General features: G+C 39.5%; 15 protein-coding genes and 1 rRNA gene. 7 read left to right on the top strand and 9 right to left on the bottom strand.

Features of this window, described 5'->3' with window-relative positions; genetic code table 11:
* The first annotated feature begins 3 nt into the window (after positions 1-3).
* The 3 genes from rrf (at position 4) to AC2SLL_RS05150 (ending at position 4,511) form a co-directional block, all read left to right on the top strand.
* Positions 4-118: ribosomal RNA gene (gene rrf / locus AC2SLL_RS05160) — 5S ribosomal RNA — on the top strand.
* Between the two features lie 410 nt (positions 119-528).
* Complete coding sequence (gene tynA, locus AC2SLL_RS05155) at positions 529-2,856, top strand: primary-amine oxidase (RefSeq protein ID WP_486530606.1); 2,328 nt, start codon at positions 529-531, stop codon at positions 2,854-2,856.
* A gap of 233 nt (positions 2,857-3,089) precedes the next feature.
* Complete coding sequence (locus AC2SLL_RS05150) at positions 3,090-4,511, top strand: aldehyde dehydrogenase family protein (RefSeq protein WP_486530605.1); 1,422 nt, start codon at positions 3,090-3,092, stop codon at positions 4,509-4,511.
* Between the two features lie 159 nt (positions 4,512-4,670).
* Here the strand turns inward: AC2SLL_RS05150 and AC2SLL_RS05145 are convergent, their stop codons facing one another.
* From AC2SLL_RS05145 to AC2SLL_RS05105, 9 genes are all read right to left on the bottom strand, one after another.
* Complete coding sequence (locus AC2SLL_RS05145) at positions 4,671-5,699, bottom strand: TRAP transporter substrate-binding protein (RefSeq protein WP_486530619.1); 1,029 nt, start codon at positions 5,697-5,699, stop codon at positions 4,671-4,673.
* Between the two features lie 585 nt (positions 5,700-6,284).
* Complete coding sequence (pcaF, locus tag AC2SLL_RS05140) at positions 6,285-7,478, bottom strand: 3-oxoadipyl-CoA thiolase (RefSeq protein WP_486530604.1); 1,194 nt, start codon at positions 7,476-7,478, stop codon at positions 6,285-6,287.
* Positions 7,479-7,651: 173 nt separating this feature from the next.
* The gene (locus tag AC2SLL_RS05135; RefSeq protein ID WP_486530603.1) at positions 7,652-8,719 is read right to left on the bottom strand and encodes a 2Fe-2S iron-sulfur cluster-binding protein; all 1,068 of its coding nucleotides are present in this window, start codon (positions 8,717-8,719) and stop codon (positions 7,652-7,654) included.
* 143 nt (positions 8,720-8,862) lie between these two features.
* Entirely contained in the window at positions 8,863-9,354 is a 492-nt protein-coding gene (paaD, locus tag AC2SLL_RS05130; protein WP_486530602.1) for a 1,2-phenylacetyl-CoA epoxidase subunit PaaD, read from the bottom strand.
* An 8-nt stretch (positions 9,355-9,362) separates the two neighbouring features.
* Complete coding sequence (gene paaC / locus AC2SLL_RS05125; RefSeq protein WP_486530601.1) at positions 9,363-10,121, bottom strand: 1,2-phenylacetyl-CoA epoxidase subunit PaaC; 759 nt, start codon at positions 10,119-10,121, stop codon at positions 9,363-9,365.
* 29 nt (positions 10,122-10,150) lie between these two features.
* Positions 10,151-10,432: a 1,2-phenylacetyl-CoA epoxidase subunit PaaB gene (paaB, locus tag AC2SLL_RS05120; RefSeq protein WP_486530600.1), complete on the bottom strand. Its 282-nt coding sequence runs from the start codon at positions 10,430-10,432 to the stop codon at positions 10,151-10,153.
* Positions 10,433-10,729: 297 nt separating this feature from the next.
* Positions 10,730-11,668 carry a 1,2-phenylacetyl-CoA epoxidase subunit PaaA gene (gene paaA / locus AC2SLL_RS05115; RefSeq protein ID WP_486530599.1) on the bottom strand — a complete coding sequence of 313 codons (939 nt, stop codon included), beginning with the start codon at positions 11,666-11,668 and terminating at the stop codon, positions 10,730-10,732.
* Between the two features lie 211 nt (positions 11,669-11,879).
* A complete protein-coding gene (locus AC2SLL_RS05110; RefSeq protein ID WP_486530598.1) occupies positions 11,880-12,353 on the bottom strand; it encodes a PaaI family thioesterase in 474 nt (157 codons plus the stop codon).
* On the bottom strand, positions 12,353-13,153 hold the full coding sequence (locus AC2SLL_RS05105) for an enoyl-CoA hydratase-related protein (RefSeq protein WP_486530597.1): 801 nt from the start codon (positions 13,151-13,153) through the stop codon (positions 12,353-12,355). The genes AC2SLL_RS05110 and AC2SLL_RS05105 overlap by 1 nt, the downstream gene beginning before the upstream one ends.
* A 622-nt stretch (positions 13,154-13,775) precedes the next feature.
* Here AC2SLL_RS05105 and paaN point away from each other — a divergent pair.
* The 4 genes from paaN (at position 13,776) to AC2SLL_RS05085 (ending at position 18,947) form a co-directional block, all read left to right on the top strand.
* Entirely contained in the window at positions 13,776-15,461 is a 1,686-nt protein-coding gene (gene paaN, locus AC2SLL_RS05100; RefSeq protein WP_486530596.1) for a phenylacetic acid degradation protein PaaN, read from the top strand.
* 98 nt (positions 15,462-15,559) lie between these two features.
* The gene (locus AC2SLL_RS05095; protein WP_486530595.1) at positions 15,560-17,104 is read left to right on the top strand and encodes a 3-hydroxyacyl-CoA dehydrogenase NAD-binding domain-containing protein; all 1,545 of its coding nucleotides are present in this window, start codon (positions 15,560-15,562) and stop codon (positions 17,102-17,104) included.
* Positions 17,094-17,621: a hotdog fold thioesterase gene (locus tag AC2SLL_RS05090; RefSeq protein WP_486530594.1), complete on the top strand. Its 528-nt coding sequence runs from the start codon at positions 17,094-17,096 to the stop codon at positions 17,619-17,621. The genes AC2SLL_RS05095 and AC2SLL_RS05090 overlap by 11 nt, the downstream gene beginning before the upstream one ends.
* Positions 17,622-17,660: 39 nt before the next feature.
* Entirely contained in the window at positions 17,661-18,947 is a 1,287-nt protein-coding gene (locus AC2SLL_RS05085; RefSeq protein ID WP_486530593.1) for a phenylacetate--CoA ligase family protein, read from the top strand.
* Positions 18,948-18,950: the final 3 nt, after the last annotated feature.

Here is an 18,950-nt window from a genome sequence, read left to right as displayed (position 1 = left end):
TTTGCTGACGACAATAGCACGATGGAACCACCTGATCCCTTCTCGAACTCAGAAGTGAAACATCGTAGCGCCAATGGTAGTGTGGGTCCGCCCATGTGAGAGTAGGTCATCGTCAGCTCCCTATACCCTAAAAGCCCCCCTTCATTCGAAGGGGGGCTTTTTCCTTTGCGTTAGTTTCCTTTTATTATTGCAAATAAAAACCTAATATTGAGTGAGTACAACCTAGTTATAGTGGAGCCCTTTTGCGAGCCAAAAGTGATGCTCTTATTAACGTCATTATTGATTTTAATTAAATTAATAACTCTAGGTTTTTTCAATTTGCCCAGATGATGACATTTCAATATAAATTGTGTTAATCTAAATCGTACAATTTCACAATGTGCGACATGGAAGTAATAAAAAATGGCCTAGCTTATTACTTAATGTGTAATTAAGTATGCTTAAGCGATTTTTTAGCACTATGATATTGTTTCAATGCCAAAATAGAGTAGCTATCTCTATCTTTTCAAGACAATACGGAAGTCACCTATGCAGAACTCACAATATTTCTCTCCGAGACAAATTAAAAAATCTAAACTAACCATTAGTCCGTCTCAATCAATAATAAAAACAACATTAGCTACCTTATTCACTAGTTTAATGCTTGCCTATAGTGGGCAAGCATTAGCACATGGTGGAACTGTTAAGATGGTGCCAATCGATCAAGCAATGAGCGCAGCAGGGGCAGATGTTGATTATGATGACTATTCTGATGTTTATATCATCACTAAAAACTCAACCCGAGTACAAATTAAGCCCAATGTGACAACCGTTAAGGTGAACGGTAAGCCATTAAAGATTAAAAATCCATTAGTGATAAAAAATGGCAATGCTTTAGTTCCAGATACGCTTGCTAATGAGGTATTACAATCAGGTCTAGACAATACGTTTAAAGTGGAAAGTACACCACATCCTTTGAACTCATTAAATAGTGACGAGATCGCACAAACTCTGGCGATCATCAAAAAAGAAAAGCCTAAGCAGACGAATTTACGATTTTCTGACATTCGCCTAAAACCGCCTGAGAAAAAAACTGTATGGAATAATGTACTTGATGATACACCTTATACTGCTGACCGAGTTGCTACTTTTACTATTCTAAAGGGGAATACTGTCTTTGAAGGGGAGGCAAATTTAACAAAGAATCAGTTAACTGACTGGAAGGTATTAGATAATACCTTTGGTATGGTGTTATATGATGATTTTATGGCCGTACAAGAAGCCATCCAAAACAGTCCAGAGTATGCCAAAGCCTTAAAAAAACGCGGTATAGATGACGTTACTAAGGTAGTTGGGACACCTCTTACAGTTGGATATTTTGGTGATCAAGACAATTTAGATAAACAGTTACGAGTTTTAAAGATTGTTTCTTATTTGGATGTCGGGGATGGTAATTATTGGGCGCACCCAATTGAGAACTTGGTAGCCGTGCTTGATCTAGATGAAAGGAAAATCATTAAAATTGAAGAAGGCAGTATTGTTCCTGTACCGATGACCCCTCGCCCGTATGATGGACGTGGGAAGGAGATGATTAATAGTAAGCCATTGAATATCATCGAACCTGAGGGTAAAAACTTTACTATCACTGGTAGAAATGTTGAATGGGGTAATTGGAAGTTCCATATTGGTTTAGACAGTCGCACGGGCTTACAACTGAGTACTGTTACTTTTAAAGACAAGGGTATAGATCGTAAGGTCATGTATCAAGGTAATTTATCAGGCATGGTTGTTCCTTACGGCGATCCAGATTTAGGGTGGTACTTTAAGTCTTATTTAGATGCCGGTGAATATGGTATGGGTATGCTGACTTCACCAATGGAGAAGAATATAGATGCACCGCAAAACGCTGTGTTCTTAGATGCTGTAATTGCTGATTTCGAGGGCAATACCTACAATATTCCTAATGCCATTGCCTTATTTGAACGTTATGCTGGGCCTGAATACAAACATCAAGAAATGGGACAGCCAAACGTCAGTACCGAACGCCGTGAACTTGTTGTTCGGTGGATAAGCACTGTTGGTAACTATGACTATATCTTTGATTGGGTACTACAAGCGAATGGCACAATAGGTATCAATGCTGGGGCTACAGGTATTGAGGCTGTTAAAGGGGTTTTATCTAAGACGATGCATGATGATACTGCTGCGGAAGACACCCGTTTTGGCACCTTGATTGACCATAATATTGTTGGGCCGACCCATCAGCATATTTATAACTTCCGTTTAGATATGGATGTAGATGGCGAATTTAATCACATCAATCGTATAGATCCTTTTATTGAGAAAAACACGCGTGGTGGGCCTCGAACAAGTGCTATGGCAACACGCGAAACCACAGTGAGAACAGAGTTAGAGGCACAAGAAAAATTTGATCCATCTACGATTCGTTTAATTAGTAATGCTACTAAAGAAAACCGTATGGGTAATCCAGTGTCTTATCAAATAATACCATTCGCAGGAGGGACACATCCTATTGCTAAAGGTGCTAACTTTGCCCAAGATGAGTGGTTATACAATCGTCTCAACTTTATGGATAAACAGATATGGGTTACTAAATACAAGCCTGATGAGCTATATCCAGAAGGTAAATATCCGAACCGTTCTGATAGTGATACTGGTTTAGGAATGTATACAGCAGATGATGAAGGTATTCATAACAAGGATATAGTCGTATGGCTGACCACCGGCACAACGCATGTGGCACGAGCTGAAGAATGGCCAATGATGCCGACAGAATGGGTAAACGTTCTGCTTAAGCCTTGGAATTTCTTTGATGAGACACCAACTCTGCAATTAAATCATGGCGAAAACGAGTAGCTTAACAGCACATTAGATTAGAGCTGATATTAAAAAAACCATACGTAGTATTGGATTTTTACGACTAAATAATACAATAGCCTTTAATTCTAGTACTGTTCTAAAAAATTAATAGGCTAAGTTCAATAATCATAAATATCATCTGGGGCTTTTGATTACTTTTAGCTTAGCCTAGGAAAATTATTTTTAGTATCTGGTATATAACCAATAAATAAATTGTATAAGGAAGTACAATGGAAAATTTTAAACTCATAATTAATGGAAATAGTGTCGCGACGACTGATTATACGGATGTTATAAATCCTGCAGATAAATCAGTGGTTGCTAAATGCCCAAAGGCAACAACTGAGCAATTAGATGAGGCTGTTTCAGCAGCTAAAACCGCTTTCCCAGCGTGGTCATCACTAAGTATGGCTGAGCGGCGTGATATGTTAATGCAACTCGCTGACGCTGTGGAAGCAAATGCAGAAGCGTTAATGACTCTGCTAACTAAAGAGCAAGGTAAACCTCTCGAAGGTTTTGCTAACTTAGGTTCTGGGTTTGAATTTGGTGGCACATTAGCATGGATCCGCGGTACAGCGAGTATGTCGCTAGAGCCAGAGGTTATCCAAGATAATGAAACAGCACGTATTGAGTTACACCGTAAACCACTTGGTGTGGTAGGTTCTATTACTCCTTGGAATTATCCTTTACTCATCAGTATTTGGCACATTATTCCAGCTTTGTTAACAGGTAATACTGTTGTTATGAAGCCGTCAGAAATGACACCATTAACGGTGTTACGTTTTGGCGAATTAGCCAAAGACATTCTTCCCGCTGGTGTTTTAAATGTTGTTACTGGCGCTGGAGAGATTGGTGCTGCAATGTCGTCACATGATGATATCAGTAAGATTGTATTTACTGGCTCGACACCTACGGGTAAAGCCATCATGAAAAGTGCTGCTGGCAACCTAAAGCGCTTAACTCTAGAGCTTGGCGGTAATGATGCAGGTATTGTATTGGACGATGCGGATATCGAAGCCAGTGCGCCAAAAATCTTTGCGACCTCTTTCATTAACAATGGTCAAACATGTGCCGCTTTAAAGCGCCTGTATGTGCATGAGTCCGTACATGATGAGCTTTGCGAAGCATTAACAAATATGGCTAAATCCATGAAAACGGGTAATGGTCTTGATGAAGATACCGACTTTGGACCACTTCAAAATGAAGAACAATTAAACATTGTTAAAGAGTTGGCAGAGGATGCTAGAACGCGTGGAGCAAACTTCTTATGTGGTGGTGAAGTTACGGATGATAGTGGTTACTTTTACCCCCTTACTTTAGTTAATAATATTGAAGATGGTGCAAGGTTAGTTGATGAAGAGCAGTTTGGGCCTATTTTGCCGATTATCAAGTTTAGTGATGTGGAAGATGCCGTTAAATCAGCAAACCGTTTGGCTTTCGGTCTTGGTGGCTCAGTGTGGTCAAAAGATTCAGAGAAGGCACAGCGTATAGCGTCGCGTCTAGAGTGTGGTACGGTGTGGATTAATAACCATGCTATGATTCAGCCAGATGCACCTTTTGGTGGTACAAAAGACTCAGGGTTCGGGGTTGAGTTTGGAGAGGCTGGTTTGAAAGAGTTTACCTTTATTCAGACGGTACAGATATTTAAATAGAGTAATCTTTATAAAATACTATAAAGGATTACCCTAAAAGCTAATTGCAACCTTAAAAAACTTGATATTTTAATATAAAAAACCTAACTAGAAGCGGTAAGTACCTCTAGTTAGGCCGGTATTGTGAAGATTTAACGCTCTTTAACATTTCTGTTTAATCTAGCTTTTACAAGCGATACTGGCTTCTTTAGCCTTTTGATAAGTACCATCAGCATCTAGGCCTAGAGATCTAACATTGTCCAAGTATTTCTGTGTGCCGGCTTCTAATGGGACCTTCCAAGCTGGATCATTCAAAGGATCCGGGATGTTTATGATGGTATCACCTTTGGCAATCGCTTCATCTAAATATTTCTTATCCTCTCTATCGAAAACTTGACCAGCTAGATCAGCCATGACTTTGCCTGAGTTATCATCAATAACCTTTTTAAGATCATCAGAGAGATTGTTATATGAATCTTTATTCATGGTCACAAGTAACGCAGAGCTATAAAAAGGCATGTTCGTATGATTGTTGACAAGTTCAGTCAATCTGAAAGATCCTGTAGGACTCCAAGGAAGGCTCATGCCGTCAATAACGCCACGCTCTAATGAAGTATATAAATCTGGTGCAGGTAAGCCAACAGGTGATCCACCCGCTGCTTCGATGATATCCCCAGCAATGGCAGAGGGACGACGAATACGTAGTCCTTTCATATCAGCTGGAGTACGAATAGGTTTGTCAATAGAGTGAATAACACCTGGTCCAGCACCCATCATAAACAGTAAATGAGTATCTTCATATTCACTTGAAACCACGCCCTCATCATATAGTTTTTGTAGCATACAGCTCATTTGACCTGCTGTGTTTGATAGACCAGGAAGCTCTGCAATTTGTGTTAATGGAAAGCGGCCAGCGGTGTAACCTTGAGCTTGAACACCGATATCTACAGTACCTTTTGTTGCAGCATCATAGGTAACGGCAGGTTTGCTAAGGGTGGCTGAAGGGTATATCTCAACTTTAATCCTACCTTTAGATTCCTGTTCGACTTTTTTTGCCCATACATCAAATACATCTGTATGCATTGCTGCAGTAGCTGGCCAAAAATGTGAGAATCTTAGAGTTGTTACCTCTTTTGGATCAACATTTGAGGCCGTATCAGATTCAGATGTATTATTAGTGCTCGTTGTATCAGCAGTAGTTGATACCATATCTTCTGGTTTGTCAGAGCATGCAGTGATACTCATTGCAGAAGCTATTAGTAGTGATATTAAACTTGTTTTGAAATTTAAAAACATTTTATTTCTTCCTTGATGATAAATAATTCTAATCCCTAGAATTTTTCTAACTGTCATAAATAGGTTAAAGCACGGCATTAACGTTGTCCTAGAGACATTCCTTTATGGTGCTTTTATATATCGTATTTCTATGACATTTATTAAGGTTAGCCTTATTTAAGTAAACTTAAATTTTTTAGGCAAGAAGAGGGTAATATTTGCCTTACTTTTTATAAACTTATATTCTTATTTAAACTTATATCGAGCAACAGAAAATGTATTTCACTCTTGACCTTATAACTGAATTTTGGCCACCTCGTTATAGAAATTAACAACTTCATAATTTGGTATAATCAAATGAATTTAAGCCAGTGACAGTAGCATCCAATTATCCACTTTTGTGGTACAACGCTACTTTCTTAGTTCCTTAGTTCATTTTGTTATACCTATTTTTCCTCCTTCCTCTTCTCTGTATTTGAAAATAGTGAATCCAAGATATGATTTTCTAAAAATTTAGCGCTATACGGCTTCGATTGCCATAGCAATACCTTGCCCAACTCCGATACACATAGTGATTAAAGCTTTACTACCCGCTTTTCCAGCAATATCAGTGACCGCACTACCCGCTATTCTCGCACCTGAAGCACCTAGCGGGTGACCTAAGGCAATAGCCCCACCATTAGGGTTAACCCTTGGATCATCTGGCTTGAGGCCGAAGTGATTAAGCACGGCTAAGCTTTGACTGGCAAAAGCTTCGTTTAGCTCTATGATGTCGAAATCATCCATGGTCAAACCTGTTCTCTTAAACAGTGTTTCCACGGCAGCGATAGGACCAATACCCATCACTCGAGGCTCAACACCACGAGAGGCTGTTGCAATAACTCTTACTTTTGGCTGTAAATTGTTTTTATGACACGCATCTTCAGAGGCGAGTAGTAGAGCAACGGCACCATCATTAACACCTGAGGCATTACCTGCTGTTACTGTACCACCCTCAAAAATAGGTTTTAGTTTTGCCAGCTTTTCAATAGTGGTATCGGGGCGTGGGTGTTCATCCTTATCTACAACAATCTCGCCTTTTTTACGATCATGATAAACCACTGGTACTATTTCTTGGGCTAAACGTTCTGTGGCATTCGCTGCCTTCATTTGCGAGTGATAGGCAAACTCATCCTGTGCTTCACGAGAAATGTTATATTCTTTAGCGACATTTTCAGCAGTTTGTGGCATGGAATCACTACCGTATTGTGCTGCTAATTTTTTGTTTGTGAATCGCCAGCCAATAGTCGTGTCATATATTTCAGCATTACGATCGAAGGCTTTGGTGGGTTTGCTCATTACGAAAGGTGCTCTGGACATTGATTCAACGCCACCCGCTAATACAATATCGGCCTCATCAGCTTTAATAGTTCGTGCTGCTAAACCGATGCAATCAAGTCCAGAACCACATAATCTATTGAGAGTCGTACCAGGCACTTCTACAGGATAACCTGCTAATAAAAGCGCCATACGTGCAACATTTCTATTGTCTTCACCTGCTTGATTGGCTGCACCGAATAAACAATCATCAATCAACTTTGGATCGAAGTCATTATTTTCACGAATCTGTTTCAATACTATGGCAGCAAGATCATCGGGTCTAACAGACGACAAAGCTCCTCCATAACGTCCAAATGGAGTGCGGCAATAATCTACAATATATACATTTTTCATGGTATCTCTCGATATCTTATATTGATGGTATGTGATTGTTTTATGGTGCTGATTATAGTGGGTAATACGATGACAATGACAGCAAGCACAGTTGCATGATAACCATTTTAGAGCGATAAGATCTTGATGGTAAAAAATCAGAAATCAAGCTAACAAGGGCGATAAAGGTTTAACTAGACATCAAAGTCTACAATGGCAGTTTCAGATTGAATATGAGCCTGACACGTTAATATATATCCATTATCAATTTCATCGTCTTCTAGACCATAACTGACATCCATAGTCGCAGAACCACTAACAAGCTTAGCCTTACAAGTTGCACAAACCCCGCCTTTACAAGCAAAAGGCACGCTAGCGCCAGCTTCAATGGCAGCATCTAATACATTCAGTCCTTCAGGAACATCTACAAGCTGCTCGCGCCCACCAGAGATAACCGTTATTTGTTTCTCATTACCGTCTCTCACTACTGGACGGCGAACCGTTTGACTTGTTGGTGTACCAAATAATTCAAGGTGAATGGTTTTTTTATCAACCCCTTTATCGATAAGTGCAGATCTAAAACCTTCAATTATGGGCATAGGTCCACATAGATACGTGTGATCAAGCTCTTTAAGATTAACAAATGACGTGAGTAACTTATCAAAACGTTCACCCTCTGGTCGAGAAGATAATAGCTCTAAATCACGAGGTTCACGGGTCAAAACATTAACGACTGAGAGTCTATCCATATATTTATTTTTTAACGCTTCAATTTGTTCAAAAAACATAATAGTTTTTCGTTTGGCATTAATATATATGAAGTCTATTTTTGTGTGTTCCGTATTCTCTAATAAGTAGGTCATCATAGACAGAATAGGAGTAACACCACTACCAGCAGCGACAAAAAGATACTGATGGGCTTCTTGCATTGTGGCGTCATCATCTAAAGGCAAACAAAAGTCGCCTTGAGGTGCCATAATTTCTATTGTGTCACCAACTTGGGTGTTTTTGTTGACATGTTCAGAAAACACCCCCTCAGGCACATGTTTGATACCAACGCGAACAAAGCCATCACCTATCTGGCAAATAGAGTAGAATCTCTCTTCATCTTTATCTGCAATGCGTGTTTTTAGCTTTAGATGTTGACCAGGTTTAGCTTTAAACTGATTGGATAATTCTCGGGGGATATCAAATCTTAAGGTAACTGCGTCTTCAGTTTCAGGAAGCCTTTCATTTACTTTAAGAGGATAGTAAATCGACATAATTATTCCTTTAATATGAGTCAATAGCGTTATGTGTAGATGAACTTGATTTTAAAAACTTGATTTTAAAAAAAGAGAGGCGTAAGGGCCAGCTCGTTCATCACTAACAATAAGCTGTCTATATAAAATGAGATTAATTAATCCTAATGGCATTTAAAATATTCAAATGGTTCCAGACATTCCAAGCAACGATAAAGCGATTTACAAGCAGTAGACCCAAAAGCGCTAACTACCTTAAATTGATTACTCCCACAATTGGGGCAGCGCTTAGGTTCATTATTATGGTCTGAAGTTGGAGGAGCAATCCCATAAGCTTCTAACTTTTCTAGAGCTTCAGGACTGATCCATTCAGTAGTCCAAGCCGGTATCAATTGTTCTTTTAGATTTGGTTTTGGGTAGCCCGCTTCTATTAAAGCGTTACTGACCATTTTTTTAATAGCTTCGGTTGCTGGACACCCAATATAAGTTGGTGTTAGGGTAATGGTAATAGAGCCCTCTGCTTCATCTATACTGACATCTCTAATAATGCCCAATTCATCCAACGTTAATACGGGCACCTCTGGATCGGGTACAGCTGCCAGTATCTTTTTAATTTCATCAATATCTAGCATAGGGGTCAGCTGAATTTTTGACATAGTAGGATTTACCATTTAGCATTTGGGAATTCACGGCGTAATGCCTGCATTTCTGCAAGCAATATACCCAGCTTTTCGGTATGTAGACCCTCAATTCCGCCACGGTGGTGATATATTTCTTGTGGTAAAGTAAGATTTGCTTCATTAAGAAGCTCAGTCACATCAGCACGCCACTGTTTTTTAATCTCATCCATAGCGCCAATAATACCCAATTTTTGAGCAGATTTAATAATATCATCTTCTTCAAATAGCTCATTGGTATAAGCCCAGCAGTCATCAAGTGCTGCTTGTATTCTGCGATGGCTTTCATCAGTCCCATTGCCTAAGCGCACTAGCCATGAGCGTTGGTGAGTATAGTGATACCTTACTTCTTTTAATGATTTGATAGCAATATCTCTAAAACTGTCGACCTCGCTCTTTTGCATAGAATGGTAGAGATACTTAAAATAAGTGCTCACAAAAAAACCACGTAAGCAAGTGTAGCCAAAGTCGCCATTTTCGAGTTCAGCTAATAAGTAATTGGTATACTCGCGTTCATTACGAAAATAGGCTAACTGATCCTCATCTCTTTTCTGTTCATCATTTTGACTGGCAACACTTAGCCAAGCCATAGCTTGACCCAAGGTATCTAAGCCGATATTAGCCAATGCTAATTCTTCTTCAAGTGTTGGTGCTTTACCTACCCATTCACAATATCGCTGTGCCAATACAAGGGTTGTATCGCCTAATCTTAGTGAATAATCAAAGTACGTTTTTTCAGGGTTCATAATGGTATCCATTGTTAAGTTTTCGTCAATTACATGTGGCCTACTTCGTCTGGTATTTTATAAAAGGTAGGATGACGATAAATCTTATCAACAGAAGGTTCAATAAATTTTTCTTGGTCTGCATAGTCTAAAGAAGTGATATCTTTTGATTTCACAACCCATATCGAGGTACCTTCATTACGACGAGTATATAAGTCACGGGCGTTTTGTAATGCCATTTCATCGTCTGTGGCATGTAGTGAACCAACATGTTGATGAGATAACCCAGCTTTAGCTCTTATAAATACTTCATATAACTCGGACTGGCTCATTGCTAACTCCTTTAGCTATTATGTAGGGAGGGGATTTGTAGGGTTCTTAATCACATTAGGCTAAAGTCAAATTAAAATTCTGATGTGATCAATAGGCCTTTACTTTAATGAATATAATTAGTCAGTAATATTAAAAAATGATGCTATAGGACAAAATCTATAGCATCCACAAAGCCTTGGACGTCAAAGCTAAGTGGTGTATTAGTCTCAGAACCTATAAGTAAATATTAACGACGCTTAATTCATCAGCATCAAATAATTAATACGATTTAGAAGATAGAAGGTTTAAGCAAAGGGCTAAGCAGCTTTTTTAGCATTTTGCTTTTCTTCATAAGCTAGGGCAGCGTCAACAGCCCATTGACCATCTTCTTGAGCTTTACGGCGTGCGTCCATTCTTGCTTTATTACAAGGGCCAAAGCCGCTAACAACTTGCTTAAACTCTTTCCAATCAATCTCGCCATGTTCATAATGACCTGTTACTTCATTATATTTCAAGTCAGGATCGGGGATAGTCAGGCCTAGATAATCGGCTTGAGGTACAGTTATATCTATGAATTTCTGACGTAGCTCGTCATTCCCAAACCTTTTGATTTTCCACTGCATTGATTGTTCACCATTTGCAGAGTCACTATCATGAGGTCCAAACATCATCAATGCAGGCCACCAGAAACGATTCATGGAATCTTGAACCATCGCTTTTTGTTCAGGATCGCCGCTTTGTACCATTTCAGTGAGTAACTCATAGCCTTGACGTTGATGAAAAGACTCCTCTTTACAAATACGAACCATGGCACGTGCATAAGGGCCATATGAGGTTCGCTGTAAAGCAACTTGGTTAACAATAGCGGCGCCATCTACTAGCCAGCCAATCATGCCCATATCAGCCCAGCTTAAGGTCGGGTAGTTAAAGATAGATGAATATTTCATTTTTCCTTCAAGCATGGCATCAATTGTCGCCTGTCTATCTGCTCCCAAAGTTTCAGCAGCACAATAAAGGTACAGACCGTGACCCGCTTCATCCTGAATTTTAGCCATTAAGATAGATTTACGGCGTAATGAAGGAGCGCGAGTCAACCAGTTTGCTTCAGGTAACATACCGACAATTTCAGAATGAGCATGCTGTGAGATTTGGCGGATAAGGTTTTTCCGGTAAGCTTCTGGCATCCAATCTCTTGGCTCAATTTTTACTTCACGTTCAATTTTGTCTTCGAACTTACTCATTTCAGCTGTTGTCATGACGTACTCCTATTTGACTGATTACCTATCTAATTCAATAACTAGACGGTAATTACGAGTTAATTCATAAGCTAAAATAATGAATTTGAAACATTATGCTGCTTATGTATTAAATTCTTGATTCTAAATAATACTTTTGATTCTAAATAATCTTTAATGACATACTAATTTAAATTCTATAAATAAAATTCAATTAATTTAATAAGGTGGTCTAAGTATAGATGTAGCAAATGGTAGTTAAGGCACTTAATTTGCTTTCACTATCATATATTTCTACCTGCCCCCTAATGACTTTACTGCCCGCTCGTATAACTTTCGCTTCTATCGTAACTTTTTTGCTATCTTTACCATTATTTTCTATTCTAATAGGTCTTAAAAATTCAGTAGTTGAATTTAATGTGACAAACTCTTTTTCTTGGCCGACTTGAGCAATGACTGGAAAGATTAATAAGGTATCTGCTAATGCCATAATCGCTTGACCAGATAGCAATTTTATTGAATCGGGCCCTGGAATTTTCCGATATAAGTTTGGATTATGAGCCAGCTCGAAACGTGCTTTTTCTTCATTAAGCTCAACGACCTCTAAAGAAAAGTTATCTAATACCCATTGGGGTAAAACGTCATCTACTTGTTTTTCAAAAATATGACCATACTTGGCAAAAATCTCAGAATTAGCAGTAATCATTACTCTACATCACCCTTAAAGAACTTAGCAGGTCTCTTTTCTAAAAATGCTGTAACGCCCTCTTTATAATCATCGCTAAAGCCTGCTTCTCTTTGATATGTCGCTTCAAGTTTGAGTTGCTCATCAAGAGTATTGCTTGTCGCTTGATTCAAAGCATCAATAGTTAATTTGATGCCAAGTGCAGGTCCATAAACTAATGATCTGGCAAGCTTGAGGGCTTCTTCGCTTAAGCTCTCAGCATCATAAACCTTCCAAACCAGTCCGTAATTTAACGCCTCTTCAGCAGTTAAAGTTGCATTGGTTAGCACCAATGCTTTAGCACGACCGAGACCAAGTAAATTAACTAACTGCCACGTTAAGCCCGAGTCTGGAACCAAGCCAATCTTACCAAATGCCATGGCAAATTTACTTTTATCCGAACATAAAACGATGTCACACGCTAAAGCTATACCGATTCCTGCCCCTGCAGCCACACCATTTACCGATGCAATAATTGGCTTGCCTAGATTTTTCAGACGGTTGATTAAGGGGTTATAAAACTCAGTGATAGTTTGACCTAAATCATAAGTTTGAACACGAGGGTCTCTGTTACCTAAGTCTTGCCCAGCACAAAAAGCTTTACCCGCACCAGTAATAATGACAGCCCGGACATTGTCATTCGAGGCCACCTGATCGAGGGCGGAGGCAAGGGCAAGATGCATCTCTTCATTAAAAGAATTGAATTGTTTAGGACGGTTTAAAGTGATTGTCGCAATGCCGTCACAATAGGAGAGTTGAATAGTTTCTGATTCAATATTCATTATATTTTCAATCCTTTGAGTGTGGTGGGTAATACACGATTTTTAAATCCTGTTAAATAATCCATTACTTATATACTAGTTAAATTAATGAGAATTAACAAGGGGGCAAAAATCAAGCCACTAATAAAACTTTAGATATTTATGATATTTTATGGACATAGAATGACACGTTTATATTTTGTTAAGTATTGAGTTTTTAAGTAAATTTTATATTAGATTTGAGGTTTCAAAATCAATAAAAATTTTAATACAAACGGCATATCTGGAGTATAAGAAAAACTGTATTAATTAAGTAAATAAACACTTTATTCACATACTGTTTAATTAAACTAAATAATATTAATGTAAATTATCAATAAAATTATGGTCCTATATAAAATAAAGTCAGTGAGTTATTACAAGCCTTTCATATTTTAGGCACTTATCTTTAAACCTTATAGCGCATAATTTTACTATTAGTAGACAGCTCATTCATTGCAACATAATAAATTATGTAGTATGTTTTTTGAGCCAAGAATAACCTACGCTTAGGAAGCGCTTAGCACGTGTTGGTTATAGAAATGATAAATAATGAGACTAACAACTAATATAAATAATGGATATTCACAAGGAGCAATAACAAATGTCAGAGCTATACAGTAAGCACAAGGAAACACTATTAAAAGCCCAAGAGGTCATAAAAACTCGCGAAGAATGGGCGGCTTTTCCAGAAATGCCCAGTGAAAAGTATCATGGTGAAGGTGCAAAACAAAAAGGCGAAGATGACTTTAATGCTTTACTAGGTAGCAAATACGAGTTTAAAGTGCCTATGCAGGATGCAAAGTATGTTGAGTGCCGCTCAACGTCTCCCTACGGCATCGATATGACTCTTGAATACCCTAAGCTTGAAAAAGAGATTTTATTATCGCGTTCTGCTGATGCTCAAAAAGAATGGCGAAAACTAGACTATCAAACGCGTCTTGGTATTTGTATGGAGATGCTAGACCGGTTGTTCCAAAAATCTTTATTAATGGTGCATAGTATCATGCATACGACTGGTCAACCTTATATGATGTCTTTTCAAGCAGGTAGCCCGCATGCTTTAGAGCGTGGTCTTGAAACTCTTGCTTATACTGCAACAGCTATTGAATCGACTTCTCCTACAACCAAGTGGGATAAAGTAACGGGCAAAGATAAAGAGGGTAACTTAATTTCCGTTAAGATGGATAAATCTTTTAAACCACGTGGTAAAGGTATTGGCGTGGTAATCGGTTGTGCGACATTCCCAACTTGGAATGGTTATCCCGGTCTTTTTGCAACTTTAGCGACTGGCAACAGTGCTATTGTTAAACCTTCAGATAGCGCCATTTTACCATTAGCAATCACTGTAGACGTGATGCGTGAAGTGCTACAAGAACAAAATGTCAATCCAGATGTTGTTCAACTTGCTATCTCTAATGGAGATAGAGCTTATACACAAGAAATTATTAAAGATAAGCGCATTAAGATGGTGGATTTCACTGGTGGAACGGCATTTGGTAATTGGCTTCAAGAGAACACTAATGGGGTTCAGTTATACCTAGAGCAAGCTGGTCTTAACAACATTTTAATTGAGTCGACGGATAACTTTAGAGCGATGACCAGTAATATTGCTTTCTCATTATCGTTATATTCTGGACAAATGTGTACAGCACCACAAAACATTTATATTCCTAAAGATGGTATTGAAACTGCGGATGGACATAAGAGCTTTGATGACGTTGCTAGTGGTATCGCTACTGGCATTGAGAAGCTATTGGGCGATGATAGGCGTGCCTTTGCTTTAATGGGCGCATTGAATAGCGATGATGTTAATAAACGGGTTAATGAAAGTGCTCAAAGTGGTAAAACCTTTGTTCTCGGTATGGAAAAAGCAAACTTTGAGGCCTTCCCAAATGCTAAAACGGCCAAGCCACAACTTATTAAAGTGGGTCAAGATGATGCTGTCATTTATGAAGAGCAGTTTGGACCAATCGCCTACGTTATTGCCATTGATGATGCTCAAAGTGGTCTAGAGTTAGTGTGCGACAGCATTGAAGAACACGGGGCTATGACGACTGCTCTGTACAGTGTTCATGATGAATTCAAAAATAAGGCTATGGATGATATTGCGGATGCTGGCTCGCCGTTGTCTGTTAATCTAACTGGGGGCGTCTATGTTAACCAGTCTAGTGCATATTCAGACTTCCATGGTTCAGGTGTTAACCCCGCTGCCAATGTTTGCTTAACTGACTTGGGCTTCGTAGCACCACGCTTTGGTTGGGTCACTGTGCGTGAACAAACCAATTAAATAAAACGGTTTAAAAAGCTTGTTGCGACATATCGTAGAGTGCTGCAACAAGCCTACTTACAAATTAAAAATATAAGCACGAATAACAAGGATGTTATATGAGTGATAAAACATTTACCGTCGGTGTTATCGGCGCTGGTACAATGGGTCAAGGTATAGCTCAGATAGCTCTCCAAGCAGGTCATAGCGTTATTCTAGTTGACCAGTCAACGTCACAATTAGATAGTGCCAAAGCGTCACTTGATGCCTTATTTGCTAAATTTGTTTCTAAATCAAAAATCTCTCAGCAAGATAAAGACAGCTGGCTTAGCTCATTAACCCTAAGTAACAAAAATGAAGCCTTGGCCAATGCTAAATTGGTTATTGAAGCTATTGTTGAAAAAATAGAAATCAAACAAGCTGTGTTTACGGAGCTTGAGTCAATCGTCAGTGAAGAAGCCATTTTAGCAACGAACACCTCTTCATTATCAGTAACAGAAATCGCTTCCTGTTTGGAAAAACCGCAACGATTTATTGGTTTACACTTCTTTAACCCACCCGGCATCATGCCGTTAGTCGAAGTGATTGAGGCGCTACAAACCAGTCCTCAAACCACTCAATCTTGTATCGACTTAATGCAAAGTTGGGGCAAGACCCCCGTGCGTTGTAAAAACACCCCTGGCTTTATCGTCAACCGAGTTGCTCGTCCATTTTATGTGGAGAGTTTTCGGCTCATTGAAGAGCAAATCACAACACCAGCTCAACTTGATGCCAGTATTCGAAGTGCAGGGTTTAAAATGGGGCCTTGTGAGCTAACTGATTTCATAGGTCAAGATGTGAACTATGCGGTTAGCTGCTCACTATTCAATAGTTTGTTCTATCCTGCTCATTTACGTCCAAGTTATGTTCAAGGCAGTTTAGTAGAAGCCGGATTTCTGGGCCGAAAAAGCGGTAAAGGATTCTACGATTATAGCCAGGAAAATTCTTCAAATCAGCAAGACAAGAGCGGGGGATCTTCTTTACCACAGAATAATAATTATGCCTCATTCGTAAGTTATGGCAGCCATTCGTGGGTGGATGAGCAAAAGCAAAGCCTATTAGACATGACTACTGACACATCCCCATCCCCCTCTGTGGATATAGAGGTATCAAATCCCGAATGTTTGATCGGTGTACTAGAAAATAAGGTGCATCTATATGCCTCTGATGGCCGCTTGGCTTCAGACTGGGAAGCTGAGCTCAATGTGCCGGTTATGTTGGCAGATATTAAGCATCCTGATAAAAAGGCTGCTACCGTTGCCATAGCTGCTGGTCCTAAAGCCAAAAAAGCCATGGCAAACCGTCTGCCAATGCCTTTAGGCAATATAGACTGGTCTTTAGTAGAGGACACACCTGGATTAATCAACTTGCGTGTCATCAGTATGATTATCAATGAGGCTGCACTATGCGCCACTCAAGGTATTGCTTCTCCTGAAGGCATCGATAGCGCGCTTAAAGGAGGCGTTAATTATCCTTTAGGCGCTTTTGAATGGCTAAATTTCATTGGCAAAGATGTGGTCATTAATACGTTAACCACGCTGCGCCGACTATATGGTAGCGGTTGTTATACCGTACCTCGTTTTTTGCTACAGTCAAAAGAGGAGGAGGGGAGTCATGTCAAGTGACAGCGTGAGACAAAGTAGTTTGTTTATAAAAAAACCGTCTGTTGCGAACGATAATAGTAAGAACGAAACGGACTCTGATGCAAAAAAGTCGCACGCTAACAAAACGGCATTTGATATTGCCGAAAAAATGCTGGATAACTGTGATTTCTCTTCTCATTTGGGCATTGAGCTTGTCGATGCGAAGGTTAACTATTCTGTTTGCAAAATGGTAGTAAAACCCGTTCATACCAATGGTCATGACACCTGTCATGGCGGGGCAATATTTAGTTTAGCGGATACGACGTTTGCGCATTTATGTAATGCTAGCAATCAAATTACAGTTGGACATATCTGCACGATTGCTTACTGGAAACCAGCGCATATTGGTGATGAGTTATATGCGTATGCCTATGAGTCTGGCGTATATGGTCGTTCGGGGTCATATCGAGTTGAAATAACTCGTGGTAAACAGGGTGAAATAGTGGCTGAATTTCAAGGGTTTAGCCGATCATTAAAAGGTCAGAGTCATTTTACATGATTCTAATCACTACTATTATATTTTAAAAAGGAATTTAAAATGAGTTTAGACTACTTTAACCGTATTGAAGTTGCTTCCCGTGACGAGATATCTGCTTTACAACTTAAACGTTTAAAGAATATTGTTAAACATGCCTATGAAAATAACGCATTCTGGAAGAACCATATGGCGAATTCAGATGTTCATCCAGAAGATATTAAATCTTTAGATGACCTCGCTAAGTTCCCTTTTATGGTTAAGAATGACTTTAGGGATAACTATCCCTTAAAGCTACTTTGTGTTGATCGAGGTGATGTGGTTAGATTGCATGGCTCGTCTGGAACGACTGGTAAGCCTACGATTGTTGCTTATACTAAAAATGATATCGAAATGTGGTCAGAAGCGGTGGCCCGATCTCTAGTCATAGCGGGAGTCACTCCCACCGATACGGTGCAAATTGCCTATGGCTATGGTTTATTTACTGGCGGTATGGGCGCCCATTATGGTGCCGAAAAGCTTGGATCTATGGTTATCCCCATTTCAGGTGGTATGACCAACCGTCAGATTCAAATTATTGAGGAACTTAAGCCTGAGGCTATGATGGTAACCCCGTCGTATATGGTTAATATAGCCGAAGCCATGGAAAAGCTAGGGGTTGATCCTCGTAAGACCAGTATGCGCGTCGGTATATTTGGTGCAGAGCCTTGGACCAATGAGATGCGTGAACATATCGAAGAGTTGTTTGATATAGATGCTGTCGATATTTATGGGTTGTCTGAGGTTGTAGGGCCCGGTGTTGCTCAAGAAGCTGTTGCTAGTAAGGGTGGACTTACTATTTGGGAGGATTTATTCTATCCTGAAATTATTAATCCCGAAACCGGCGAAGTACTCCCTGATGGAGAGCAAGGCGAGTTAGTTATTACGACACTTGCGAAGGAAGCTATGCCTGTTATTCGTTATCGTACAGGTGATATTACTCGGATTATTCCTGGCGATGTACGTTCAATGCGTCGTATTGAAAAAATTACCGCACGTAACGACGACATGATTATCTTGCGTGGGGTTAATATTTATCCTTCGTTACTAGAAGAGCAGATTATGAAAGTTGCGGGCTTGTCTTCAAACTATCTTATTGAGCGTTATCGAATGGGCGCTATGGATCAATTGCGTATACGTGTCGAGCCTGTGGACGAAGATCAGGATGCTTCACGCTTAAAAAATGAACTTATCTATAAGATTAAGTCAACAATTGGGGCGACGGTTGATGTCAATATTGAGCCGTTAGGTGTATTACCTCGCTCTGAAGGTAAAGCAAAACGTGTGGTAGACTTACGCCGAAATCGATGAACT

The sequence above is a fragment of the Psychrobacter sp. CX97 genome, assembly GCF_057396285.1.
Note: the sequence above shows the minus strand (reverse complement) of the source record. Positions and strands in the feature narration are given on the sequence as shown.

Coding starts and splice junctions, on each gene's coding strand:
- paaB (WP_486530600.1), bottom strand. CDS start 10,432: ATGAGCCAGTCCGAGTTATATGAAGTATTTATAAGAGCTAAAGCTGGG.
- AC2SLL_RS05135 (WP_486530603.1), bottom strand. CDS start 8,719: ATGTCGATTTACTATCCTCTTAAAGTAAATGAAAGGCTTCCTGAAACT.
- paaD (WP_486530602.1), bottom strand. CDS start 9,354: ATGTCAAAAATTCAGCTGACCCCTATGCTAGATATTGATGAAATTAAA.
- AC2SLL_RS05105 (WP_486530597.1), bottom strand. CDS start 13,153: ATGAATATTGAATCAGAAACTATTCAACTCTCCTATTGTGACGGCATT.
- AC2SLL_RS05085 (WP_486530593.1), top strand. CDS start 17,661: ATGAGTTTAGACTACTTTAACCGTATTGAAGTTGCTTCCCGTGACGAG.
- AC2SLL_RS05095 (WP_486530595.1), top strand. CDS start 15,560: ATGAGTGATAAAACATTTACCGTCGGTGTTATCGGCGCTGGTACAATG.
- tynA (WP_486530606.1), top strand. CDS start 529: ATGCAGAACTCACAATATTTCTCTCCGAGACAAATTAAAAAATCTAAA.
- AC2SLL_RS05150 (WP_486530605.1), top strand. CDS start 3,090: ATGGAAAATTTTAAACTCATAATTAATGGAAATAGTGTCGCGACGACT.
- pcaF (WP_486530604.1), bottom strand. CDS start 7,478: ATGAAAAATGTATATATTGTAGATTATTGCCGCACTCCATTTGGACGT.
- AC2SLL_RS05145 (WP_486530619.1), bottom strand. CDS start 5,699: ATGGTATCAACTACTGCTGATACAACGAGCACTAATAATACATCTGAA.
- paaN (WP_486530596.1), top strand. CDS start 13,776: ATGTCAGAGCTATACAGTAAGCACAAGGAAACACTATTAAAAGCCCAA.
- paaC (WP_486530601.1), bottom strand. CDS start 10,121: ATGAACCCTGAAAAAACGTACTTTGATTATTCACTAAGATTAGGCGAT.
- paaA (WP_486530599.1), bottom strand. CDS start 11,668: ATGACAACAGCTGAAATGAGTAAGTTCGAAGACAAAATTGAACGTGAA.
- AC2SLL_RS05090 (WP_486530594.1), top strand. CDS start 17,094: ATGTCAAGTGACAGCGTGAGACAAAGTAGTTTGTTTATAAAAAAACCG.
- AC2SLL_RS05110 (WP_486530598.1), bottom strand. CDS start 12,353: ATGATTACTGCTAATTCTGAGATTTTTGCCAAGTATGGTCATATTTTT.